The organism is Bradyrhizobium sp. U87765 SZCCT0048, from assembly GCF_018131225.1.
Classification (GTDB): domain Bacteria; phylum Pseudomonadota; class Alphaproteobacteria; order Rhizobiales; family Xanthobacteraceae; genus Bradyrhizobium_A.
Genome location: NZ_JAFCMM010000001.1, coordinates 67,453 through 91,598, shown reverse-complemented (window position 1 = coordinate 91,598; position 24,146 = coordinate 67,453). Strand labels below are relative to the sequence as shown.

23 protein-coding genes and 1 tRNA gene are annotated in these 24,146 nt (G+C 66.4%); 7 read left to right on the top strand and 17 right to left on the bottom strand.

The features are described from left to right. Positions 1-78: 78 nt before the first annotated feature. From JQ639_RS00410 to JQ639_RS00400, 3 genes are read right to left on the bottom strand one after another with little or no spacing between them, the layout of a single operon-like run. The gene (locus JQ639_RS00410) at positions 79-1,119 is read right to left on the bottom strand and encodes a DNA polymerase III subunit delta' (protein WP_211969968.1); all 1,041 of its coding nucleotides are present in this window, start codon (positions 1,117-1,119) and stop codon (positions 79-81) included. Between the two features lie 7 nt (positions 1,120-1,126). After that, a complete protein-coding gene (gene tmk, locus JQ639_RS00405) occupies positions 1,127-1,819 on the bottom strand; it encodes a dTMP kinase (RefSeq protein ID WP_211969967.1) in 693 nt (230 codons plus the stop codon). 2 nt (positions 1,820-1,821) lie between these two features. Then, a complete protein-coding gene (locus tag JQ639_RS00400) occupies positions 1,822-3,006 on the bottom strand; it encodes a D-alanyl-D-alanine carboxypeptidase family protein (protein ID WP_211969966.1) in 1,185 nt (394 codons plus the stop codon). 227 nt (positions 3,007-3,233) lie between these two features. Between JQ639_RS00400 and JQ639_RS00395 the strand changes: the two genes are divergently transcribed. Next, positions 3,234-4,202, top strand: a complete 969-nt coding sequence (locus JQ639_RS00395; protein WP_211969965.1) for an alpha/beta fold hydrolase — start codon at positions 3,234-3,236, stop codon at positions 4,200-4,202. Here JQ639_RS00395 and JQ639_RS00390 read toward each other — a convergent pair. The 3 genes from JQ639_RS00390 to JQ639_RS00380 form a co-directional block, all read right to left on the bottom strand. Then, positions 4,196-5,149: a septal ring lytic transglycosylase RlpA family protein gene (locus JQ639_RS00390; RefSeq protein WP_211970155.1), complete on the bottom strand. Its 954-nt coding sequence runs from the start codon at positions 5,147-5,149 to the stop codon at positions 4,196-4,198. The two genes, JQ639_RS00395 and JQ639_RS00390, sit on opposite strands and share 7 nt — an antisense overlap. 223 nt (positions 5,150-5,372) lie before the next feature. After that, complete coding sequence (locus JQ639_RS00385; protein WP_211969964.1) at positions 5,373-6,059, bottom strand: metallophosphoesterase family protein; 687 nt, start codon at positions 6,057-6,059, stop codon at positions 5,373-5,375. A gap of 82 nt (positions 6,060-6,141) precedes the next feature. After that, positions 6,142-6,330 carry a hypothetical protein gene (locus tag JQ639_RS00380; RefSeq protein WP_211969963.1) on the bottom strand — a complete coding sequence of 63 codons (189 nt, stop codon included), beginning with the start codon at positions 6,328-6,330 and terminating at the stop codon, positions 6,142-6,144. Positions 6,331-7,075: 745 nt separating this feature from the next. On the opposite strand from JQ639_RS00380, the gene JQ639_RS00375 reads away from it, so the two are divergent. The 4 genes from JQ639_RS00375 (at position 7,076) to JQ639_RS00360 (ending at position 9,439) form a co-directional block, all read left to right on the top strand. Continuing rightward, the gene (locus JQ639_RS00375) at positions 7,076-7,918 is read left to right on the top strand and encodes a helix-turn-helix transcriptional regulator (protein ID WP_349644690.1); all 843 of its coding nucleotides are present in this window, start codon (positions 7,076-7,078) and stop codon (positions 7,916-7,918) included. Between the two features lie 80 nt (positions 7,919-7,998). Beyond that, a complete protein-coding gene (locus JQ639_RS00370; protein ID WP_211969961.1) occupies positions 7,999-8,487 on the top strand; it encodes a DMT family transporter in 489 nt (162 codons plus the stop codon). 58 nt (positions 8,488-8,545) lie between these two features. Then, positions 8,546-9,301 carry a sulfite exporter TauE/SafE family protein gene (locus JQ639_RS00365; RefSeq protein ID WP_211969960.1) on the top strand — a complete coding sequence of 252 codons (756 nt, stop codon included), beginning with the start codon at positions 8,546-8,548 and terminating at the stop codon, positions 9,299-9,301. A gap of 48 nt (positions 9,302-9,349) precedes the next feature. Next, positions 9,350-9,439: transfer RNA gene (locus JQ639_RS00360), tRNA-Ser, on the top strand. A 54-nt stretch (positions 9,440-9,493) separates the two neighbouring features. On the opposite strand, the gene ilvD is transcribed toward JQ639_RS00360, so the two are convergent. Beyond that, on the bottom strand, positions 9,494-11,344 hold the full coding sequence (gene ilvD, locus JQ639_RS00355) for a dihydroxy-acid dehydratase (RefSeq protein WP_211969959.1): 1,851 nt from the start codon (positions 11,342-11,344) through the stop codon (positions 9,494-9,496). Between the two features lie 98 nt (positions 11,345-11,442). Here ilvD and JQ639_RS00350 point away from each other — a divergent pair, with 98 nt between their 5' ends. Further along, on the top strand, positions 11,443-12,357 hold the full coding sequence (locus tag JQ639_RS00350) for a LysR family transcriptional regulator (protein ID WP_211969958.1): 915 nt from the start codon (positions 11,443-11,445) through the stop codon (positions 12,355-12,357). 27 nt (positions 12,358-12,384) lie between these two features. On the opposite strand, the gene JQ639_RS00345 is transcribed toward JQ639_RS00350, so the two are convergent. From JQ639_RS00345 to JQ639_RS00325, 5 genes are all read right to left on the bottom strand, one after another. After that, positions 12,385-13,608: an ABC transporter substrate-binding protein gene (locus JQ639_RS00345; RefSeq protein WP_211969957.1), complete on the bottom strand. Its 1,224-nt coding sequence runs from the start codon at positions 13,606-13,608 to the stop codon at positions 12,385-12,387. Between the two features lie 166 nt (positions 13,609-13,774). Then, positions 13,775-14,512, bottom strand: a complete 738-nt coding sequence (locus JQ639_RS00340) for a helix-turn-helix transcriptional regulator (RefSeq protein ID WP_211969956.1) — start codon at positions 14,510-14,512, stop codon at positions 13,775-13,777. 115 nt (positions 14,513-14,627) lie between these two features. Continuing rightward, positions 14,628-14,963: a hypothetical protein gene (locus JQ639_RS00335; protein WP_211969955.1), complete on the bottom strand. Its 336-nt coding sequence runs from the start codon at positions 14,961-14,963 to the stop codon at positions 14,628-14,630. Between the two features lie 28 nt (positions 14,964-14,991). Then, positions 14,992-15,399, bottom strand: coding sequence for a (R)-mandelonitrile lyase (locus JQ639_RS00330; protein WP_211969954.1), 408 nt, complete (start codon positions 15,397-15,399; stop codon positions 14,992-14,994). 33 nt (positions 15,400-15,432) lie between these two features. Further along, complete coding sequence (locus JQ639_RS00325; protein WP_211969953.1) at positions 15,433-16,137, bottom strand: ribonuclease activity regulator RraA; 705 nt, start codon at positions 16,135-16,137, stop codon at positions 15,433-15,435. 143 nt (positions 16,138-16,280) lie between these two features. On the opposite strand from JQ639_RS00325, the gene JQ639_RS00320 reads away from it, so the two are divergent. After that, entirely contained in the window at positions 16,281-17,051 is a 771-nt protein-coding gene (locus JQ639_RS00320) for a LamB/YcsF family protein (RefSeq protein ID WP_211969952.1), read from the top strand. 6 nt (positions 17,052-17,057) lie between these two features. Here the strand turns inward: JQ639_RS00320 and JQ639_RS00315 are convergent, their stop codons facing one another. The 5 genes from JQ639_RS00315 to JQ639_RS00295 form a co-directional block, all read right to left on the bottom strand. Continuing rightward, complete coding sequence (locus JQ639_RS00315; protein ID WP_211969951.1) at positions 17,058-19,778, bottom strand: nitrate reductase; 2,721 nt, start codon at positions 19,776-19,778, stop codon at positions 17,058-17,060. 76 nt (positions 19,779-19,854) lie between these two features. Further along, on the bottom strand, positions 19,855-20,007 hold the full coding sequence (locus JQ639_RS00310; protein WP_211969950.1) for a hypothetical protein: 153 nt from the start codon (positions 20,005-20,007) through the stop codon (positions 19,855-19,857). 213 nt (positions 20,008-20,220) lie between these two features. Then, on the bottom strand, positions 20,221-21,852 hold the full coding sequence (locus JQ639_RS00305; protein ID WP_211969949.1) for a sulfite reductase subunit alpha: 1,632 nt from the start codon (positions 21,850-21,852) through the stop codon (positions 20,221-20,223). Further along, the gene (locus JQ639_RS00300; protein WP_349644691.1) at positions 21,849-23,630 is read right to left on the bottom strand and encodes a NirA family protein; all 1,782 of its coding nucleotides are present in this window, start codon (positions 23,628-23,630) and stop codon (positions 21,849-21,851) included. Before JQ639_RS00300 ends, JQ639_RS00305 begins: the two co-directional genes overlap by 4 nt. Before the next feature lie 8 nt (positions 23,631-23,638). Continuing rightward, positions 23,639-23,968 carry a formate/nitrite transporter family protein gene (locus JQ639_RS00295; RefSeq protein WP_211969948.1) on the bottom strand — a complete coding sequence of 110 codons (330 nt, stop codon included), beginning with the start codon at positions 23,966-23,968 and terminating at the stop codon, positions 23,639-23,641. Positions 23,969-24,146 lie beyond the last annotated feature (178 nt).

The following is a 24,146-nucleotide window of genomic DNA, read 5'->3' as shown; positions in this document are numbered from 1 at the left end:
TGCGAAAGCCTTTCCTGGAATTGTCTGGTCGCCTGAGTTCTGGTCGCCTGAATGATGCGGCCGCAGGGCCGTGACCGGTCAGCGCGTCACGTCGGCGAGAAGCCCGAATACGGAGAAAACCAGCGGTTTTCGCTCCAAATTGAAGGATTCGGTCTCGCGCGCAGCGCGATTGATCTTTTCCCATACCTCCGCCAGCCGTGCAAGCCGCGGCAAATTCGCGTTGGCGTCCACGACCTTGAGCCGCTCGCTCATCCAGCGGTCGATGGTATCGACAAAGGTCGCAATGGCCGTACGGTCGCTGCCGCCGAGCGCATCGCCCAGCGCATGCAGTGCCCGCTGGTCGACATGAGGCAGCGTCGCCAGCAGCGCGGCGGTGCGCTGGTGCAACCCCAGCGCGTCGCCGGCGATCAGCATCAGCGCCCGCGCGGCGCTGCCTTCGGAGGCCTCGGCCGCGGCGGCGAGTGCGCTATCGTCGCGGTCGAGGCCGGCGCTCGCGGCAACCGCATCGGCCACCTGGTCGGTCGTCAGCGGCCGCAGCGGCAGGCGGCGGCAGCGCGACTGGATGGTCGGCAGCACCCGCGCCGCGGCGTGGCTGAGCAGCAGGAACAGCGCCCGCTCCGGCGGTTCCTCCAGCACCTTGAGAAGCGCATTGGCAGCATTGGCATTGAGCTCGTCGACGGTGTCGACAATGCACACCCGCCAGCCCTCGGCCGCAGCGGTCGAGCCGAAGAAGCCGATGGTCTCACGCGTCTCGTCGACGGTGATGACGGTGCGCATCACGCCCTTGTCATTGGCGGAACGCTCCAGCGTCAGCAGGCCGCCATGGCTGCCGCCGGCGATCTGGCGCGCCACCGGATGCTCGGGATCGACATGAAGGCTGTCGGCGGCCTGCACCGCTGCCGACGCCGGATCGGGATTGGCAAGCACGAAGCGCGCCATGCGATAGGCCAGCGTCGCCTTGCCGATGCCGTGCGCTCCGCCAATCAGCCAGGCATGCGCAATGCGGCCGCTGCGATAGGCCGCGAGCAGCGTCGCCTCGGCGGCGCCATGGCCAAACAGCGCGGTGGTCTCCCGCGGGAGCCGCACCTGCAATTGATCCTCGGAAGACTTCGCGCTCATGATCCGCTCACGCCGGGGCGACCGTTTTCGCCTGCGGCTTCAGTTCAGGGAAACGCTGCATCACGACCTCTGCGATGCGGGCGGCGACGGTGGCGGCGTCCGCATCGGCGTCGATCAGCGCGCAGCGCTGCGGCTCGCGTGTCGCAATCGCGCGATAGGCCTCGCGCAGCTTGTGATGGAAGGCCACGTCCTCGCCTTCGAAACGATCCGGGGCGGCGTTGCCACGCCGCACCGCGGCCCGTCGCAGCCCGACCTCGACCGGCAGGTCGAGCACCAGCGTCAGATCCGGGCGCAGGCTGCCGATCGTCACCCGCTCCAGCGCCTCGATCAGCGCCGGATCGACCTTGCCGAGGCTGCCCTGATAGGCGCGCGTCGAATCCGAGAAGCGATCGCACAGCACCCAGACACCGCGCGCCAGCGATGGCTCGATCACGAGATGGACATGGTCGTCGCGGGCCGCCGCGAACAGCAGCGTCTCGGCCTCCGGGCCCAGCACCTTACCGATGCCCGAGAGCACGAGATGGCGCATGATCTCGGCGCCCGGCGACCCGCCCGGTTCGCGCGTCACCACCGCGCTGACATGGGCGGCGGCGAGCCGTTCGGCCAGCAGCTTGATCTGGGTCGACTTGCCGGCGCCCTCGCCGCCCTCGAAGGTGATGAAGCGCCCGCGCCTGGCCGCCTTTGCGTTCGCTGCAGCCATGGTCAGAGTTTCCTGGTGCCGGACCGGATCAGGCCGATGACGAGTTCGCTGAGCCCGTCGAAGGCCCGCCGCATGGTCGAGCCGACGCCGACCGCCTCGGTGGTGTAGAGCGGCGTCTCGACCGCGATATTGCTGCCGCGCCAGACCCGCACGACACCGACCTGCTTCCCCGGCTCGATCGGCGCCTGGACCGGGCCGTCATAGACGATCCGCGCGATCAGCTTATCGCCGCCGCTCTTCTGAACCATCAGGCTGACCGGCTCCTGGCTCGCGAGCCCGACGCTGCCGCTGCTGCCCCCGAACACCTTGGCATAGCCGACGAGATGCTGCGGCTCGAACAGCGTGCGCAGTTCGAACGTGCGAAAACCCCAGTCGAGCAGCTTCTTGGCCTCGGTGACGCGATCGTCGGGATCGTCGAGACCGTTGACCACCACGATCAGGCGCACGCCATCCTGCACCGCGGAGGTCACCGCACCATAACCGCCGTCCTTGGTGGATCCGGCGATCAGGCCATCGGAGCCGGACATCGCATTGAGCAGCGGATTGCGGTTCTGCTGGCGGATCTTGTTCCAGATGAACTCGCGCTCGTTATAGAGCTTGTAGTAGTCGGGATAGGTCTGGATGACATGACGCGCGAGCCTGGCGATGTCCCGCACGCTCATCCGGTTTCCGGGATCGGCCATGCCCGTGGCGTTGGCGAAACTCGACTGCGTCAGCCCAAGTTCCGCCGCCCGCTTGGTCAGCATCGCGCCGAACTCGCGCTCGTTGCCGGCCAGCGCCTCGGCCAGCACCATGGCGGAATCATTGCCATTGTCGATGATCATGCCGCGCAGCAGGTCGTCGACGGCGATGCGGCTGTGGATCGCTGCGAACATGGTCGGCCCGCCCGCCGGCGCGCCGCCGCGGCGCCAGGCATTCTCGCTGACCGGATACTGGTCCGAGCCCTTGATGTCGCCCCGGCGCAACGCGTTGAACACGAATTCCGCGGTCATCAGCTTGAGCATGCTGGAGGGGGGCGTCGGCTGGTCGGCGTTCTTCTCGAACAGCACGCTGCCGCTCCTGGCCTCGATCAGGATGGCCGTCGGCGCATCGATGTCGAGCGCGGTATCTTCCTTCTTGGGCGCGCCCTGCACGCTGTTGTTGGCGGCGTGCGACAGTCCACCCGCCAGGACACCGACGAGCAACATGCCCGCGACCCAGGCCGCCGGCCAAGCTTTTGAAATGACGTTTAAAAAGCGACGTTGCAAGGTCGATCCGGAGAGCAGTGCGATGCCCCGCTTCTATCAGTTGCATCGCAGTCAAACAACGCCGCCCGAGGGCCGCTCACATCTGAACCGCGCTGTGCCGCCTTGCGCCGTCCTGGCGAGCCTGATTGAACTTTCAACTGAAACGCAACAAAGAGGCGAAAATAGCAATGCCCTCGTCCCGGACCCTCGCCGTCAACGGCCTCGACATGTTCATTCGCGAGAACGGGACCGGCCCGCTGGTCCTGCTGTGCCACGGCTGGCCGGAGCTATCCTATTCATGGCGCCATCAGCTGACGGCGCTGGCCGGCGCGGGCTATCATGTGGTGGCGCCGGATATGCGCGGCTATGGCCGCACCTCGGCGCCGCCCGACATCGAGGCCTACACGATCTTCCATCTCGTCGGCGACATGGTGGCCCTGGTCGAGGCTCTCGGCGAACGTCAGGCGGTCATTATCGGCCATGACTGGGGCGCGCCCGTCGCCTGGCATGCCGCCCTGTTCCGGCCCGATGTATTCACCGCGGTCGCCGGACTGTCGGTCCCGCCGCCATGGCGCGGCCGCGGCCGCCCGCTCGAGACGCTGCGCAAGGAGGGCATCGAAAACTTCTACTGGCAGTACTTCCAGCCTCCGGGCGCCGCCGAACGTGAGTTCGAACGTGACGTCAATTTCACCATGCATGCTGTATTCTCGAAGGGCTTTTCGAGCACAGGAATGTCGCAGTTCCTGCAGCCGGGCTTCGGCTTCCTCGGCGATCCGGCGATCCCACGGCCGCTGCCGCCCTGGCTGAGCGAGACGGATCTCATCCATTTCGTGGACAACTACCGCCTGTCGGGCTTCCGCGGCGGGCTGAACTGGTATCGCAATATCGATCGCAACTGGGATTTGACCGCGCCCTGGCAAGGGGTGCGGATCCGCCAGCCGTCGCTGTTCATCGCCGGCACGGACGACGAGGTCGTCACCGGACTGATCGGCGGGAAGCGCATCAAGGAGATGGAGAAGGTTTTGACCGACCTGCGCGGCAAGCACCTGATCGAAGGCGCAGGCCACTGGATCCAGCAGGAGCGCCCCGACGAGGTCAATGCCGCACTGATCGCGTTTCTCAAGGAAACGCGCCAAGCCTCGTCAGATCCTCAGTAAAGTCCACGCCCGGACAGCAGCGTCGCAATGCCGTCCTGGCTACGGCCCTGCGCCGGCGGCGCATAGGCAGCGACCGGACGCGCCACTGGCGCGGGTTCGGCGCTGGCCTCGTAGGTCACCTGGCGCGGATTGTCGAGCGAACCGCTCGAACGGCGGCTGCGCGCCGCGGACATCTCCGAGGTGGCGCTGACCGAGGCAACGTCCTGGGCGGTATTGCCAAGCGAATACGGCCGCTCGGCCGGCAGCGGGACCTCACCACGCACCGGCGCGGACTGCCCGGCGGGTGGCAGATCGGGAACGAACGGTCGCGCGGACGCGACCCTGACCGCGGACGGTGCAGGCGCCGGCTCGCCGGTTCGCAGGGTTGCCTCGAGAATACGGTCGTCCGACCCTTCCAGCGGCGCCCGGCCAACATATTCGACCCGCACCCGTGCGATTCCCGTCGAGCGGAAGCCAAGCAGCCGTGCAGCATTGTGCGAGACATCGATAACGCGGTTACCGTGATACGGACCGCGATCGTTGACGCGCACGACCAGCGACTTGCCGTTGCTGAGATTGGTGACCCGCACATAGCTCGGCATCGGCAGGGTCGGATGGGCAGCGGTCAGCGAGGTCATGTCGAAGACCTCGCCATTGGCGGTCAGGCGCCCGTGGAAGTCGTCGCCGTACCACGACGCCATGCCCTCGGCGCGATAATTGGTGTTTTCCTCGGGAACGTACTGGCGGCCCGCGACCATATAGGGCTTGCCGACACGGTAGGCACCGCCGCCCTTGGGCACCGGCTCACCGAACTCGACCACACGCGGGCTCGACGACACGCCGTACTTGGGATCGAGCCGGCTCGACAACTTGTTGGAGGCGGCGCAATTGGCAAGGACCACGCAGGCGCCCGCGGCGGCGGCGAGCCGCGCGGCCTGACCGATCCGGTCTGCCTTCAAAATCCCCATCATTCCCCAACTACCTGACGTCCAGGCCGCTGGCCGAATCGGCCTTGCAACCTTCCTGACCCGAATTCTATCCACGAACTCAAACCAGGACGTTACCCCACAGAGCCGTGTGACCTTAAGTCCACACCTGGCTGTGACTATAACGCAGCGAGAACAAGGCAAAAATGGGGATAGCCCCGAACTGGTAAACCGCTGGTTGCTTCCAGCGGGTTTCGGGGGCGGTTCAGGCCGGAAATGGCGGCCCGACGACCTCGATCAGGTCCACAGGACCTCCCGGACGATCATTCTCGAACACGCCGACCACCAGCCGGCCGGTCGTCCAGGCCTGGGTATCGAGATTGGTCCGGCCGCCGAAATGCCCGGGACCGTCCCGGCGGCGATCATGGCCATGCACCACATGACGCTCGCCATGGCCGGCGCCGTCATCGTCGGGATAGCGCTTCCACAGCACTGTCTGCTCCGTCTGTCGGTCCAGGGGCCGCTCCGGATCGACCCCTGCATGGACGAACACCCGATGCGCGTCCACGTGCATCAGCTGCAGGCCCTCGAGCCAGCGGACGTGGGATTCAGGAATACGGCCGTCCCCCTCTGGCGGATCATAGGATGCCAGCGCCATCTCACCACCCTTGGCGAGCCAGACGTCACGGGTTTCCGGCCGGCGGCAGGCGTCGCGCATCAGGGCGTCATGATTGCCCTTGAGGCAGATCACATTCCACCCCGATGGAGGCGCAGCCTGCAACGCGATCAGCGCCTCGATCACCTTGCGGCTGTTCGGCCCCTTGTCGACATAGTCGCCGAGAGTGATGACGGTCACCGGCTCGTCACCTGCGCGCGCGGCGATGGCATCGAGTGCACCGACGAGAAGATCATGCCGGCCGTGAAGGTCGGGAATAACATAGCTGCGGATCATCACGCGGGCTCCAGGCTCCGGCGCGGGCCGAACGACACGCGGCCCCTCCATGCCATTGCCGCGCGCCCCAGGAAAGCGCGGACTATTGCGGCCGCAACCGGCTTCTGATGCTGCGCACGACCGGCGCCTGCTGGCGCGTATGATGATTGAGCAATTCCAGCGCCGCCATCTTCAGGATCAGTTCGAGATCGCGCATGCCGAGTGCTCGCGCCGAGCGCATGGCCCCCTCGAGACTGGTCAGCAGATTGGCCTCCTCGTCGCCATCGGTCATCGACTTCCCCCGGCCGATCGCCGCACACGGCACCCGGCTGTTCCCCTCGTCCCGTCAACACCCTCATGCGACCAGGCCCTTGCGCGTGCAGCGATGTCCTGCCTGCAACAATGTCCTGGATTCCGATCCCGTGCCGCACGCCGCTGAACATCGGCGCGCGCACGTCACACACCACAGCGCTCCCACAACAAATCAGGCGACCTGCACCCGACGCGCTCGACTCTGGCTGAGGATGCCCCGCTCCCTGACGAAAGGTGCGAGCCGCGACGGCGTGTGTCAATGGGAGAAAGCTCCAATATTCGACCGAAGGTTGTGAACTGTTCGATCGTCGCGACAATTTGTACGTTGCCGTGGCAACGACAAAGGTGCCGCCGCACAACATCGTCACGTCGAGTCAAACGATTGCAACGCGCAAGCATTGCTCCACGCGCCGCGACAGCCGACATCAATCCGTCGCACAAAGCTCGTCGTAGGACACCATGACATGCGCGCGGAAGGCCGGACGCGCGACCAGCGCCGCATACATCGCCAGGAATTCGACTGAGTCGTTGCCGCCATGGCGATGGCCGACATCGTATCGCTCGCAAGCGAGCGCGAGTTCGCCTACGCACTAAATCAGGGCCTGGACGTTCGACGAGGTCTTTCGTCCCTCGATCATCAGCACGGCCGTTCCTCCCTCGTCGTCTGGCCTCGCCTATAAGCATCACATGGCACCATACCGGCGACCACGACGGGAGCGTGCACGGTGAACGCAAGGCAGCCTTGCGGAGATCTCTACGCCCGCACCGGTGAATCTGCGTTACCAATCGCGGGCGCCTGCGGGGTAACGCGCCGGCAGGAGCGAGGCTGGACAAAACGGCTGCGGCAGATGCGACATCTCTTGTTAGACGATGCCCCCCCTGCAAAACTGGCGGCGCGCGCCAAGTGGACCTATTGGCGTCCGGAGGCCGAGGGCGTCGTTGAGCTTGGCACGTTGCATGGCCGCGATGTCGGACTGCCGACACACTTTCACGACGAGCACCAGATCACCTTCGTGCTCGCCGGCAGGCGCCGGTTCGTGATGGGAGACGGCATCGTCGATCTCGCGGCCGGCCAGGGCGCGCTCATTCCCGCCGGCGTTCCCCACAGCTCGGTCGCGGAGCCCAACGGGGTGGTGTGCCTCAACGCCTATGTTCCTGCGGGCGCTTATGCCGTTACTGCGATGTTGGCCGAGATCGCGCGCCTGCGGCGAAGCCGAGAGATCAGCGCACATGAATTCGCCGCGGTGATCCGTGCCCACCGCGAGACCGACGGACTGCTCGCGCATCCCGCGCCGCTGCACGACCATGGCCGCGAGACCGTCGGCACGATCGCGGCGCGCATGGGCATGAGCCGCGAAGGCTTCTCCCGCATGTTCAGCCGGCGCAGCGGCATGCCGCCGCATGCGTTCCAACTTGCGAGCCGGCTCAATCACGCACGCCGGCTGCTGCGCGCGGGCGACACCATCGCGGCCGTCGCCGCAGACACCGGCTTTACCGACCAGAGCCATTTCGGCCGCTGGTTCCGGCGCCTGTTCGGCGTCACGCCGGGCCGATATCGGCTCGGCTGATCACAAACCTACCAGACGGCGTCCGCGGTGTTTTCTATCGTCGGCATCGCGACTGTGACTTTCGCAGGCGGCGCGCCTCCATGGTGTCCGCCAGCCAATGGAATGAGGATGCCGTGCCGGGAGCCTGTGCCAATATCGTCTTCGCTCTCCTCGTCGTCGGCGCCGGCGTCAGTGTCGCCCTGCAGCAGATCCTCAACACCAATCTGCGCGCGGAGCTGGGCTCACCGTGGTGGGCCGGATTCGCCAGCTATTTCACGGGAACGCTGACGATGCTCGCAGCCATCGTCGTGTCCGGCCAGCCGTGGCTGTCGACGGCCATGGCCGCGCGAACGTCGTGGATCTCATGGACCGGCGGCATCTTCGGCGCGATCTTCATTGGAACCGCGATCCTCATGGTCCCGCGCCTTGGCGCCGCAACCGTGCTCGCCCTGATCGTCGTCGGCCAGATGATCGGATCGCTCGCCTTCGACCATTTTGGACTGCTCGGCATTCCGCAACAGAGCGCCACACCGGTCCGCCTCGCAGGCGCCGTCCTTCTGGTCTTCGGCGTGTTGCTGATCCGCCGTTGATCGCAGGCCCCGCCGCGCTCAGGACGCCATTCGATCCCGAGCCATTCGATCCCGAGCCATGACCTCCTTCCTTCTCCTGTTCGCCGCAGGCCTGTTCGCCGGCGCGATGAACGCCCTTGCCGGCGGCGGCTCCTTTGTCAGCCTGCCTGTGCTGATCGCCACCGGTGTGCCGTCCGTCGAGGCCAATGCATCGAGCACGGTCGCGCTGTTTCCCGGCGGCCTCGCGAGCGCGTGGACTTATCGCGACGACCTCGGTCCGATCGGCCCGGCATCACTGCGATCACTGCTGCTGACGACGCTGATCGGCGGCGTGACCGGCGCGGCGCTGCTGATGTCGACGCCGACCAGGGCGTTCGACCTTGCCCTGCCCTGGCTGCTTCTGGTCGCCAGCTTCACCCTGGCGTGCGGCCGCCGCCTCGGCGAGTGGCTGCGCAGCCGCACCAGCATCACGCCGGGCGCGCTGCGCATCATCCAGTTCGGCCTCAGAGTTTACGGCGGCTATTTCGGCGGCGCCGTTGGAATCATGATGATGGCGATCTGGGGCCTCCTCGACAGCCGGCCGCTCAAGCAGTTGAACGCGCCGAGAATGATGCTGGTGTGCGTCGCCAATTCCATCGCCGTGCTGATCTTCATCGTCGCACGCGCCGTCCAGTGGCCGCAGACGGTCGCGATGCTGTTGGGGGCGACGATCGGCGGCTATGGCGGCGCACAGATCGGCCGCCATATCCCGGCCCGCGTCCTTCATATCGGAACCGTCGTGCTCACGGCCGGCATTGCCCTTGCATTCTTCGTCAGGACCTACGGCGTACCGTGATCAAACGGCTTGCAATTCCTGCCCAGTTCCCGCATGAGCAGCGGACACGGAAGGGTGGCCGAGTGGTTTAAGGCACCGGTCTTGAAAACCGGCGTGCCCGCAAGGGTACCGTGGGTTCGAATCCCACCCCTTCCGCCATGGCATGCGTCGCGCTGCCAATGCGCTCTCGCCACTGGCTCACCCTCGCATCCCCTACCGCTTGAGCCGCCCGAGATCGCGCACCGCGCCATGCGCCGCGTTGGAGGCCAGCGCGGCATAGGCCTGCAGTGCCGGCGAGACGTTACGGTTGCGGCTCATCGGCTTCCAGGCATCGCCACCACGTGCCTCCATCGCGCCATGGCGTTGCGTCAGGATGCCCTCGTCGACGTCGAGATGAATGCGGCGGTTGGGAATGTCGATGACGATGGCATCGCCGGTTTCGACGAGGGCAATGAGACCGCCCTCCGAAGCCTCCGGCGAAACATGACCGATCGACAGGCCCGAGCTGCCGCCGGAGAAACGGCCATCGGTCACGAGCGCACATGATTTCGCCAGCCGCTTCGACTTGAGGTAGCTCGTCGGATACAGCATCTCCTGCATGCCGGGCCCGCCCCTTGGGCCTTCATAACGCACAATCACCACATCGCCGGCGACGACTTCGTCGCCGAGAATACCGGTCACCGCAGCCTCCTGGCTTTCGTACACCCGCGCAGCGCCACGAAACACGAGAATGCTGTCATCGACGCTCGCGGTCTTCACGATGGAGCCTTCCGGCGCCAGGTTGCCATAGAGAACGGCAAGGCCGCCGTCCTTGCTGAACGCATGCGCGGCCGAGCGGACGACGCCGTTCTCGCGATCGACATCGAGGCTCTCCCAGCGCGCATTCTGGCTGAACGCCGTCTGGGTCAGCACGTTGCCGGGCGCGGCACGGAAAAATGTCCGCACGCTGTCGTCCTGGGTGCGCACGATGTCCCAGCGCGCCAGCGCGTCACCAAGGGTCGGCGCATGCACCGTGGGCAGCGTGGTGTCGATGAGCCCGGCGCGATCGAGTTCGCCGAGAATGGCCATGATGCCGCCGGCCCGATGCACGTCCTCCATATGGACGTCGTTCCTGGCGGGCGCGACCTTGCACAGGCAGGGCACGCGGCGCGACAGGCGATCGATATCGGCCATGGAGAAATCGACCTCGCCCTCGCGCGCGGCCGCCAGCAGGTGCAGAACCGTGTTGGTCGAGCCTCCCATGGCCATGTCGAGGCTCATGGCATTCTCGAAAGCTGCGCGGCTCGCAATACGGCGCGGCAACACGCTGTCGTCGTCCTGTTCGTACCAGCGGCGCGCGATCTCGACGATCATCCGTCCCGCATCTTCGAACAGGCCCGCGCGATCGGCATGGGTCGCGAGCACCGAGCCATTGCCTGGCAGCGCAAGGCCGAGCGCCTCGGTCAGGCAGTTCATGGAATTGGCCGTGAACATGCCCGAGCACGAGCCGCAGGTCGGACACGCCGCCTGCTCGACCGCCGCTACTTCGGCATCGCTGTAGGCGCTGTCGGCGGCAACCACCATGGCGTCGATGAGATCGAGCGCGCGCGTCCTCCCCTTGACGATCGCCTTGCCGGCTTCCATCGGCCCGCCCGACACGAAGACGGTCGGGATGTTGAGTCGCATCGCAGCCATCAGCATCCCCGGCGTGATCTTGTCGCAATTGGAAATGCACACCAGCGCGTCGGCGCAATGGGCATTGACCATGTACTCGACGCTGTCGGCGATGAGATCGCGAGACGGCAGCGAATACAGCATGCCGCCATGCCCCATGGCGATGCCGTCGTCCACCGCGATGGTGTTGAATTCCTTGGCCACTCCACCGGCGATCGCGATCTCGCTGGCGACCAGCTGACCGAGATCCTTGAGGTGGACATGTCCCGGCACGAACTGGGTGAAGCTGTTGGCGATGGCGATAATCGGCTTGCCGAAATCCGCATTGGTCATGCCGGTGGCGCGCCACAGGCTACGCGCACCCGCCATGTTGCGGCCGTGGGTGCTGGTTCTCGAGCGGTAGGCGGGCATGGTTTTTCCCCTGACATGAACAGGGGCCACGCTACCCGCCTCGTATATTCGAGAGAAATATATTAATCTGACCATATTAGGTCGCAAGGAATATTATAATGGACATCCGCCAGCTCCGGCATTTCGTCGCCGTCGCCGAGACACTGCACTTCGGCAGGGCCGCCGAGCGGCTGGGCATGACCCAGCCGCCGCTGAGCCAGTCCATCATGGCGCTGGAGCAGGAACTCGGTTCACCCCTGTTCGCCCGCACCAAGCGCAGTGTCGCGCTGACCCCCTTCGCCGTGCAGTGGCTCGACCACGTCCGCGCGGCGCTCGAGGGCGTCGCAGCCCTGCCGGCGACTGCGCAGCGCATACGCAGGGGTGAGACCGGCCGCCTCGAACTGTCGTTCGTGAGCACCGCCGACTACAGCGTCCTGCCGGCGCTTGTTCGTCGCCTGCGGGAGACGCATCCCGATGTCGAACTGTCCCTCACCGAGGCGACGAGCGACCTGCAGATCGCGGCGCTGCTCGATGGCAAGGGCCATGCCGGCATCATCATTGCTCCGGCGCTCGGCGCCCTGCCCGAACAGCTCGACTACCTCGCCCTCATCTCCGAGCCCTTGATCGCCGCCGTGCCGGAGGGCTGGCTCACGAGCGGCCGCCTCGCGCTCAGCGCACGTGGTCTGCCGTCCGCCGCCGTCCTGTCATCCCCGCTGATCGTCTTTCCACGGCGGGTGGCGCCATCGTTCTACGAACTGGTCACGCGATATTACGCGGCCTGCGGCGGCACCCCGACCATCGCCCAGCATGCCATCCAGATGCAGACCATCATCAGCCTGGTGTCCGCGGGCATGGGGATCGCTCTCGTGCCCGCATCGATGCGCCACCTCGCCCGCTCGGGTGTGCGCTATGTCGACCTGCAGCATGATGCCCCGCGCCTGCAGACCGGTATCGCATGGCGCCGCGACGACACCTCCCCGACACTCGCCAATCTTCTCGCTGCGGCGAGAGCGGCGCGTGTCGGAGAGGCCTGAGCGTTCGAACGAGGGCGCGGCCGCGCTTCAGTTCCCCGGTGCCGGATCGAGCCGCGTGCATCCCCCCTGGTCGATCGGACGCATGATGTCCTCCGCCTTGATTGTCGCCTTGACCGTGAGCAGATCCCAGCCGGCCTTGACGTCCTTCGGTCCCTTCGCCTCCACCAGGTACATGTCGTTCATCAGGCGGCCATCGGCGCGGACACGGGCGCCGGGGGCGAAGAAGTCATCGACCGGCATCTCCTTAATCTTGCGCATCACCGTCAGGCCGTCATTGTCGTTCGCGGCTTCCGCGGCGCGCAGATAATGACGGACGGCACTGTAGACGCCGGCCTGCGCCTGGGTCGGCATCTTGCCGCCGTGCCTTGCAGCGAAGCGCTTGCCGAACGCACGGCTGCGATCGTCGCGATCCCAATAATAGCCGGTGAGATATTGCACGCCCTGCATCGCTTCCGGGCCGAGCGAATGGACGGAGGTGAGGTAGAAGATGAGCACCGCGAGCTTCTGGTCGCCTTCGCCGATCTGGAATTCCCGCGCCTGCTTGATGTTGGTAACGGTGTCGCCGGAAGCGTTGGCGAGCGCGATGATTTTCGCCCCCGAGGATTTCGCCTGCAGCAGGAAGGACGAGAAGTCCATGGTGCCGACCGGATGGCGCACGGCGCCGAGCACCTTGCCGCCCGACGCGGTCACGATCTTGGCGACTTCGGCCTGCATCGCATGGCCGAATGCATAGTCCGCGGTGATGAAGAACCAGGTGTCGCCGCCCTGCTGGACGATGGACTTGGCCATGCCCTGGGCGAGCGAATAGGTATCGTAGAGCCACATCGCCCCGGTCGGCGTGCAGGCCTTGCCGAAGACGTCGGCGGTCGCCGAGCCGACATGGACGACGATCTTGCCGCGTTCGCGCGCCAGTTCCTGCACGCCGAGCGAGATCGAGGAGTTGCCGATGTCGAAGATCGCCGACACTCCCTGCTGATCATAGAGGTTGCGCGCCAGCGAGACGCCGATGTCGGTCTTGTTCTGATGATCGGGCGCCAGCAACACGACGGGCTGGCCCCTCACCTTGCCGCCGGCATCGTCGATGGCGAGTTGCGCGGCGACCACGCTGCCGACCCCGCCCGCATCCGAGAACACCGAGCTCTTGTCGTTGAGCACCGCGATGGTCAGGGGTCCGCTGATCGGATCAGCCGACGCAGCCGCCACCCATCCGGCCACGGCACACGCCACGGCCAAACCCGCACGAATGAGCATTCTTCCTCCCGCTCTTTTGTTGATCGCGGCAGGCTACGGCTCGTCCCCGGCGGTTTCTTGCGTCTTGTGCCTGTCCGCTGGCCACGACTTTCCACCTGGCGGGACGGTCGGCAGATCCCCTTACTGGATTACCTCACTCGAAACCCGCCGGGTGGCGCGATCCGGTTTAGATCTGAATTTCCCCGCGGCGCAGGGATTCGGCGACCGCCTGGGTCTTCGTATAGGCCTTCAGCTTGCGCATCGCGGACGCCATGTGCTTGTTCACGGTGTCGGTCGATATCGACAGGATGCAACCGGTGTCCCATGCGGTCTTCCCGATCGCAGCCCAGGTGAGCACCTCGCGCTCACGCGCCGACAGCACCGCCTGCACCGTCTTCTCCTCGCTGCGCAGCCGCATCAGCTGATTGACCGCATACAGCGCGACCAGTTCCATCGCTGCGTTCGCCTGCGACGAGGTATCGACGTCGCGACCGGCAAACGACACCGCGCCCTCATAGCCAAAGATGCCGTAAACCGGCACACAGAAGCCCTGCCTCATGCCGTAGTCGCGCGAAGCGACCTCCATCAGCCGCGTCGTCTCCAACGCATCGGACCGCCAGACGACGTCCTGCCATGCAAAGGCGCCGCTCTGCTCGCGCGCATGGGCCACGACGGGATCATGCGGATGCAGGTCTTCGTCGAGATACTGCCTGAACCATTCTTCGGGCCAGTGCCGCAGCAATACGCGCTGATCGAAGCCATGACGCGCAACGCTCGGCGCCGCAGCGATCATGAACATCTCGTAGCCATAAATCGCAGCCGCGGTCTTGATGCAATCGACCAATGCGGCTTCCGTCCTGCTCCGTTCGAAGCGCTCGAGCGAGGCCAGGACATCATCGAAATGCGAGAACTGAACGCGAAGCATTCTCTTGTCCCCCCGAACAACAAGAATGACCACGCCTGACTATGACACGTACGGATGACGTTTGACAATTGACGCCGTATCCGGCGGCACCGATGGCTGAATGAAACTGCGTCGCCTACCGGACGCAATCGCCGCTGCCGTTCATCAGCGTCAGCAGCTTCTCCCCGTGCGACGGGAGAATGCACATCTGCACCTCCTTACCGGCAGGGACGGTCTTGGCGCAGGTGATCTGCGGGCGGACGTCGTATTTGGCCGTCGAGAACTGACACGACGCAAGACAGGAGGCATCCTGACCAAGCGAATTGGTCAGCATGACGCTCGCGGACTCGCCGTCCGCCATGATTTCGCAGATGAAAGGCACGGACTCGGCGCGCGCGCCCGACACCCCCGCCAATGCGATGATCAAGGCCCACAGAGCGCCCTGCGCGGCCCGCGTCACGCGCACCGCCATCGTCCGGTTTCGGACAGAGCGCCGGCTGCTAGCCCGCGGCGTCGCCGCGATACTCCGCATCGGTGACATGCTCCATCCAGGTCACATGGGTCCCGTCGAGCGACTCCTGAATGGCGAGATGCACCATGCCATTGGCCGCGCTGGCGCCATGCCAGTGCTTCTCGTGCGGCGGAATCCACACCGTATCGCCGGCACGGATCTCGCGGATCGGGCCGCCCTTGGACTGCACGAGACCGACGCCCGACAGGACATGAAGCGTCTGGCCGAGCGGATGGGTATGCCAAGCGGTTCGCGCGCCCGGCTCGAACGAGACGCGCGCCGCCACCACGCGGGCGGGTGCCGGCGCCGCGATCACCGGATCCTGCCAAACGGTGCCGGTGAAATAGTCCTTGGGCGGCCTTACCGAGGGCCGCGAGCCGGCGGAATGAATATCCATGATGGTCTCACCTGTCTGTCAGGGATGCAGGGCTCAGCCCTGCTTCTTGCTCGCTGCATAACGCGCCTTGGTCTCCGCGTTCATCGGATAGAGACCGGGCAGCACCGCGCCGTTGTTCACCTCTTCGACGATCCACGCCTCCATGCGTTCCTGCTCCGGACCTTCGGCAAGAATATGGTCAAGCTGCGCCTGCGGAATAAGAACGGCGCCATCCTGGTCGGCAACGATGATGTCATCGGGGAACACCGCAACGCCGCCGCAGGCGATGGGTTCGCCCCAGTTGACGAAGGTCAGGCCCGCGACCGACGGCGGCGCCGCCGCGCCGTTGCACCATACAGGCAGGCCGGTGCCGAGGACGCCCTCGAGATCGCGCATCACGCCGTCGGTCACCAGCGCCGTGACCTTCCGCTTCACCATGCGAGCGCACAGGATGTCGCCGAAGATGCCGGCATCGGTGACGCCCATCGCATCCACCACGGCAATGCAGCCCTCGGGCATCGCCTCGATGGCGGTGCGGGTCGAGATCGGCGCAGACCAGGATTCGGGGGTCGCAAGATCTTCACGCGCCGGGACAAAGCGCAGGGTGAATGCCGGACCGACGAGGCGGGGCAATCCCGGGCGCAGCGGCCGCGTGCCCCGCAGCCATACGTTCCGCAGGCCTTTCTTCAAAAGGACCGTCGTGATGGTGGCGGTGGAGATGGTATTCAGGATCTCGACGGTTTGCGGCGTGAGCGGCATAAAGAACTAGGCTCCCTGGCGAATGGATGGCTATCATTGCGCCGGGCGGCGGGCGCGCGTCAACCGGTTCCGCGCCCGGGCCGGCCACGACGCTGCGCCCACACGTCTCTCCCGCCCCGATCTCAGCCGGAATCGAGCACGACATGACCATCGACCTGAATTGTGATCTGGGTGAAGGATTCGGCGCCTGGTCCATGGGCGACGACGCGGCGATGCTTCGCCTCGCCACCAGCGCCAACGTCGCCTGTGGCTTCCATGGCGGCGATTCCGACATCATGCTGAAGACCGCCCGGCTCGCCAGGGACAATGGCGTCAGCATCGGCGCCCATCCCGGCTACCGCGACCTGCATGGCTTCGGCCGCCGACCCGTTCCCGGGATCACCGCATCCGAGATCGAGACGCTGGTCGCCTACCAGATCGGCGCGCTGCAGGCCGTGGCGGCGCTCGCCGGCCACAAGGTCACCCATGTCAAGGCCCACGGCGCGCTGTCGAATGTCGGCTGCGTCGACGACATCACGGCCCGTGCGATTGCCGCGGCGATCAAGGCAGTCGACCGCGACCTGATCTTCGTGGTGCTGCCGAATTCGGCGCTGGCGCGCGCCGGCGAGGCGAGCGGCCTGCGCACCGTGAGCGAGGTCTTCGCCGATCGCGCCTATGAAGATGACGCCACCCTCGTCTCGCGCAGCAAGCCAGGCGCGGTGCTGCACGACGCCGACGCCATCGCGGCCCGTGTCGTCCGCATGGTCCAGGACCGCGCCATCATCGCGGCATCGGGCAAGGTCATCAAGGTCGCCGTCGACACCGTTTGCATCCATGGCGATACGCCGGGCGCGGTGGCCATCGCCCAGCGCATCCGCAGCGCGCTCGATACCGCCGGCATCGCCGTCGCGCCGTTCAGCCATCGTTTCGGCTGAGCCGCATCAGACCTCGACCAGCGTCTCCGCCGGCGGCAGGATCGGCGGATTCATCGGCGTCTGCGCGATCAGTCGCCTGAGCTCGGGAACGCACGACCCGCAATTGGTGCCTGCCCGCAATTCGGCCCCGAGTTCCGCCGCCGTGCGCGCCCGCCCGGATGCGATCGCATCGCAGATGGTGGCGCGGCCGACGCCGAAACAGGCGCAGACGACCGGCCCGGTGCTCGTCGCACCCTGCCGCGGCCGGCCTGACAGCAGCGCCCGGCCCTCGTCCTCGTTCAGCGACGCCGCGGCGAAGGCCGCACACACCGCCTCCCACGCGGCCTCGTCGGCGTTCGGACCGATGAACAGGCACGCCTCGAGCCCCAGGCTGTCATGGGCCGCGGCACGGTAGATCAGCCGCGACCGATCCTCGTATTCGGCAACATCGGCGGCGCCGGTCGCCGATACGAACCAGTCCCGCCACGCGCCGGGGGGATCATCGGTCGCCATCAGATAACCATGACCGCCGCGGACGGAGACATGTGCCCACCACGCCCCGCCCGGCAACGCCAGCGGCTTGCGGGACAGCAAGAAGCCCCGGCTGGCGAACCGTTGCGGTGCGATGGCCGCCGGCGTCGCCTTGCTTTCCGGCTGTCCGGACCAGGGATCAACGACAGGCGCGACCAGAGCGCCGACGCGCGCGGACGCTGCGGTTTCCGCGCTCCAGTGGATGGGTGCAAACAGGCTGCCGCGCTGCTGTCGCGCCGTGACGACCGCCTTCAGGATGCAGGAGCCGAGGCCGGTGCTCACCCGCGCAAGGTCTCCCTCGACGATCCCGAAACGCGCCGCGTCGTCCGGATGGATTTCGACGAAGGGCTCGGGCAGATGCTGGCCAAGACGCGGGCTGAGCCCGGTGCGGGTCATCGTGTGCCACTGGTCGCGGATGCGGCCGGTGTTGAGCCGCAGCGGCCAGGCATCGGAGACGGGCTGGCGCAACGCCGGCGTTTCGGGCGCCACAAATCGCGCCTTGCGGTCGGCGGTGAAGAAGCCGCCGTCACCGAACAGACGCGCCGGCCCGCGCGGTGCGTCGCTGGGCGCCGGCCACATCGCTGGCAGCAGCGCATCGAACGCCGCGTCCGACAGCTCGCTCAGCGCGCCGATATCGAAAGCGCGCGTGCCGCCATTCTCGAACGCCGACAGGCGCGCGTGCTCCCGGAAGATGTCGGCAGCCGAGCGATAGCGGAAAGCATCGCCGAAACCGAGACGCCGCGCGACCTCGCTGACGATCCACCAGTCCGGGCGCGCTTCGCCCGCCGGTGCCATGAAGGCGCGCTGGCGCGAAATGCGCCGTTCGGAGTTGGTGACGGTGCCGGATTTCTCGCCCCAGGCATGGGCCGGCAGCACGACATGCGCGCCCGCATTGACCGTATCGTTCGACTGCACGTTCTCCGACACGACAAGGAGATCGAGCCTGCCCAGCGCATCGCGAACACGATCGGCCTCGGGCAGCGAGACCGCCGGATTGGTGCCCATCACCCACAGCGCCTTGAGCTCGCCGCGCGCGATCGCGGCAAACATGTCCACGGCCTTGCGGCCTTCGCGCGTCGCCATCCGGGGCGCCTGCCAGAAGCGGCGCACACGGTCGATCTCGGCGGGAGCGAACCCCATATGGGCCGCGAGCTGGTTGGCGAGCCCGCCGACTTCCCGCCCGCCCATCGCATTGGGCTGTCCCGTCAGGGAGAACGGCGACGCGCCGGGCCGTCCGATCCGGCCGGTGGCGAGATGGCAGTTGATGATGGCATTGACCTTGTCGGTGCCCTGGGCCGACTGGTTGACGCCCTGCGAAAACAACGTCACCACACGCGGCGTCTCGCGAAACATGGTGAAAAACGCCGCGACATCGGCGTCTGCGAGACCGGTTGCACGAGCCGTCGCGGCAACGCTGCCGGCGATCGCGCGCGCCTGAGCCAGCGCGGCCTCGAAACCATCGGTATGGCGGTCGATATAGCCGTGGTCGAGCGCGCCGCGATCGGCGAGATCGACCAGCAACCCACTGAACAGCGCACTGTCCGAGCCCGGCGCAATCCCGAGGAACAGCTCGGCGCCTTCCGCCGTATCCGTCCGCCGGGGATCGATCACGACAAGGCGTGCGCCGCGCTCCTGGCGTGCCTTCTGCATGCGCTGGAACAACACCGGATGGCACCAGGCTGCATTGGAGCCCACCAGCACCAGCAGATCGGCCTGTTCGAGATCCTCGTAGCAGCCCGGCACCGTGTCGCTGCCGAATGCGCGACGATGGCCGGCGACCGTCGAGGACATGCACAGCCGCGAGTTGGTGTCGACATTGGCGCTGCCGACGAAGCCCTTCATGAACTTGTTGGCGACGTAGTAGTCTTCGGTCAACAATTGTCCCGAGAGGTAGAACCCGACCGAACCTGGGCCGTGCTTGGCGATGACATGCTGCAGCCGCTGCGCGACATGGTCGAGCGCATCTTGCCACGCGACACGTTCGAGCCGGCCGCTCGAGCAGCGCACCATCGGATGCAGCAGCCGCGTCGCCTCGCCGAGCGTCTCGCCGAGCGCGGAGCCCTTGGAGCACAGCCGGCCGAAATTGGCGGGATGGTCGGGATCGCCCGCGATCACCGCTGCGCCGCGGCCATCGGGCGTCGCCAGCACGCCGCAGCCGACCCCGCAATAGGGACAGGTGGTGCGTGTGGTTTTCAGGCCGGGATCGATCGCTGTCATGCGACCTCCCGGAGCGGGAGGTCAGCGCGCGCTGCGCCGAAACGCGAACCGCGAGCGCGGGCCGGAACGGATCGAGCTAGAATGGATGATGGGACAGCGTGCCGAACACCACGAACGCGATCACGCCGAGCGCACCATACACCGCGACGGCGAACAGTCGGTCGGCCGACCGCGGCGACACCGAACGGGCGTAGGAATGCAGACGGGCCTCTGACAGAAATGCGCGCATGGAACCCGATCTCCGGCGGATCATCACCCCATATCATCGGTGCTTCGCCGGCCGGGGTGCAAGACAGCACGGCAAAAAACGAAAATCCTGCTGCCCGGCGTGGAGTCTTGGACGAAGATTCTGCCTGACGACACTTTCGCGCCCGCTTCATTTCACCCTTCCGGTTCCCTAATCCCGACTTTTCCGCAAATTGTCGCAATTGCTGCGCATTCCTCAGTACACGTCCTGCTGGTAGCGGCCCTTCTTCTTCAGCTCGGAGACGAACGCGACCGCCTCGTCGATCGAACGCGCGCCGAACTGGGCGATGATATCGACCAGCGCCCGCTCGACGTCCCTGGCCATGCGCTTGGCGTCACCGCAGACATAGACATGCGCTCCGTCGGCCAGCCATGACCAGACTTCGCGACCGAGTTCGCGCATGCGGTCCTGCACGTAGAATTTCTCCTTGCCGTCGCGCGACCACGCCAGCGACAGCCGCGTCAGCACGCCCGCGGCCTTCATCGCGTTGAGCTCATCGGCATAGAAGAAATCGCAATCGCTGCGCTGATGGCCGAAGAACAACCAGTTGCGCCCGGACGCCTTCGTCGCCTGACGATCGTGCAGGAACGCGCGGAACGGCGCGATACCGGTGCCCGGCCCGATCATGATGATCGGCACCGACGGATCCTGCGGCAGGCCGAAGCCGTGTGCCTTCTGCACGTAGACGGGCAGCGTGTCGCCCGGCGCAATGCGGTCGGCGAGAAATGTCGACGCCATTCCGAGGCGCCTGCGCTTGCCGATCGTATAGCGCACGGCATCGACCGTCAGCGACAACCGTGACGGCGTCGCGTTGTGCGAGGACGAGATCGAATACAGCCGTGGCTGCAGCGGCTCCAGCGCCTCGACAAAAGCTTCCGGATGCGGCCGGACACCGGCGAACTTCTGCAGGGTCGCAAGCACATCGAGGTTCGCCGCGTCGCCGTCGGGATCGGCGCCTTGCGCCAGCGCCCGCGCCTTCTCCCGCATCGCTCCGCCTGAAATGAACGAGATCAGCTCGAACAGGCTGTCCGGAGCCGGCGCCAGCGAGACGTCGTCCCTCAGCACATCCCGCAGCGTCTTGCCGCGCACCTCCATCACATGTGATACGCCGAGCATCGCGATGATCTGGTCGACGAGGCCGAGATCGTTCCTGGCGAAGACACCGAACGAATCTCCGACGACGTAGTCGAGGCCGCTGTCGGCGAGATCGAACTCGACATGCCAGGTCTGCTTCTCCGATCCGGCCTTATTGAGAAGCCGCCGCGACAGGAACGTCGCCATGGCCGGATTGTCACGCGAGCGGCCAACCGGCGCGGCTGCGGGAACGGACGACGCCGTATCGGACGCAGCTGCCGCCGACGGGGGCGGTTCGGCGGCCGCACGTCCCGGCGCCTTCTCCATCTCCTCGTGGAGCCCCTTGAGCATCCGCAGCGTATCCTTGCCGCCGGGAACGCACAGATTGAGGCGCGTTTCCTTGCGCCCGGCGATCGCCTCCGAATAGTCATGGCAGTTGTAGCCACACTGGCCACAGTCCTGCTGCGCCATCGCGGCCATCATCCGGCGGCGCAGCGGCCGCCCCTCGGCCATCGTCATGCGCTCGGCGATCGACAGCGTCTGGTCATGCCAGGGCGCTTCGCCGTCGTCGCCGTCTCCGGCCGCTTCCTGCATCACCGCCGCGCCCTGCTCCGGCGACAGCGGCGTGATGGCGCCGCCGTCGACAGAGATCAGGCCGGCGAAGAAGCCGTTCAGCCAGTTGCGCTGCTCCGTCGAAAACGGCGCGTTCTCGGGAATGAGGGCGAGTGGTGTCATGGGCGCCAACTGATTCATTCCACGGGGTCCTTGTCGATCATGCGCCTCAGCGCTTCGGTATCGTGGCGGGCGGTGAAGGCGACGAACGACTCGCCCGCCGAGCGATCGGCGAGATAGCCCTTCAGCAACCGCTCGACGACCAGCGGCGCATCCTCGGCCTTGACGTCGCGACAGAGCTCACGCGCGATCGCGGCGTCGACGCCATAGCCGCCGCCGACATGGATGTGGTAGCCCGCGACGGTATCCCCGTCGTCGCTGACCGGCACACGGGCGCCGATCAGGCCGATGTCGCCGATGTAGTGCTGGGCGCAGGAATGATGGCAGCCGGTAACATGGAGATTGACCGGCGCATCCAGCGACACGCGGCTGTCGCACCACGCGACCACGGCATTGGCGGTGTGCTTGGTATCGGAGGCTGCGAATTTGCAGCCGGCGCTGCCGGTGCAGGCGACCGCCCCGGCGCGCAGCGGCGATGCCGCCGTCGACAATCCCAGCGCCTCGATCGCCGCGACAGCATCGGCAATCCGTGCGTCGGGCACGCCCGAGATCAGCAGGTTCTGCCAGACCGTCAGACGGATATCGCCATCGCCGAGATCGCGGGAGATCGCCGCAAGACCTCGCATCTGCTCCGGCGATAGCCGTCCGAGAATCAGCGTCACGCCGATCCAGTTGAGGCCCGCCTGCTTTTGCGGATGCACGCCGATATGCGCCAGCCGGTCGTAGCCCGGACGGGTGGCGATCGCTTCCGGCGGCACGCGGGTCAGCGGCCGGCCGAGCTTGTCCTCGACGGCCGCCAGGAACTTGTCGAACCCGAAAGCGTCGAGCACATATTTGAGCCGCGCCCTGTTGCGATTGGTGCGATCGCCGTGGTCGATGAACACCCGCACGATGCGATCGGCGACTTCAGTGGCCTCGTCGGGCCGGACGATCACGCCGGTGTCGCGGGCAAAGTCCTTATGGCCGGTGATGCCTCCGAGCGCGAGGCGGAAGTAGACGCCAGGCGCAACGCCGTGGCCGTCAGCGACCTCGACCGCCTGGAATGCAATGTCGTTGGTGTCCTCGAGCACCGCGATGCGACCGGCGCCGTCGAACGCGACATTGAACTTGCGCGGCAAGCCGACGAGACCACGGTCGTTGAGAATATGGTAGTGCCACTGCCGGGCGTAGGGCCTGGTATCCAGCAATTCCTGCGGATCGATGCCGGCCGTCGCCGTGCCCGTGACGTTGCGGATGTTGTCGGCGCCGGAGCCGCGCGAGCACAGGCCGATGTCCTGGATCGCCTCGACCAGCGGCGCGGCGTTCTTCGGCGCGATCTCACGGATCTGCAGGTTGGCGCGGGTGGTGACATGGGCATAGCCGCCGCCGAACCGCTCCGACAATCCGGCCAGTTCGGCGAGCTGCCAGTGCTTGAGGATGCCGTTGGGAATCCGCAGCCGGCACATGTAGGACGTCTGGGTCGGAGCCACATAGAACAGGCCGAAATAGCGCCAGCGAAAATTGTCCGCCGGCTTCGGCGGCTCGTTGCTTTTCGACTGGCTGACAAGACGCGGATAGGCGTCGAACGGGTGCTCCTCGCGCTTGAACTTCTCCTGGTCGGCGAGCTTGCCGCCGGCTGCGAGCACGCGATCCTGCGCCTTGATGTGAGCCGCGTCAGGCCCCGTCGGCTCGGCTGATGCCGCCGTGGCCTGGCCGAACCGGCCGCTGCGCGCGATCTGCAACCCGGAAGCAAAGCCTTCGAGATACCGCTTCTGATCGGATGTGAAGTCGCTGTTGAACTGCGTGGTCACGATCGTCACCCCCTGTCTCACTCTGCCGCGACATGGACTGCAGGGGCGGCACGCCGCGCCGATCCCAGCGCGAGATAGAGGCCGAGGCCAGTGAAGACGAAGCCGCCGACGAGATGACCCAGCGCCAGCGGCAAGAGCCCGAAACTGCCGTTCACGAGTTCGCGGCCGAGCAGCACGATCATCGTGAGGCCGACAGGGAAAATGGCGGCTCCGACCAGCGGCTGCGCCGTGGACAGCGCTCCGGAGATGGCGCCGCGGATCAGAAGATGGCGTGGTGAGTGCTGCAGACTGTCACGGCTGGTTTCGATCATGGCCGAAACCACATCGACCGGTTTGACGTCATCCATGGTGTGTGTCTGCCTCTCGCGTGTCCGATGGGACCGATCACAGGGATCGGCCGCTGAACCGCTCCGGCGCATCGATGCGATCCGGGGTGCGGCGGTGGGAGCGCCCATCGGTGGGCAGACGCGCGACGTCATCGCCGACGCTCGCGTTCGGCGTTTATTATTCAAGCGGCATGCCAGA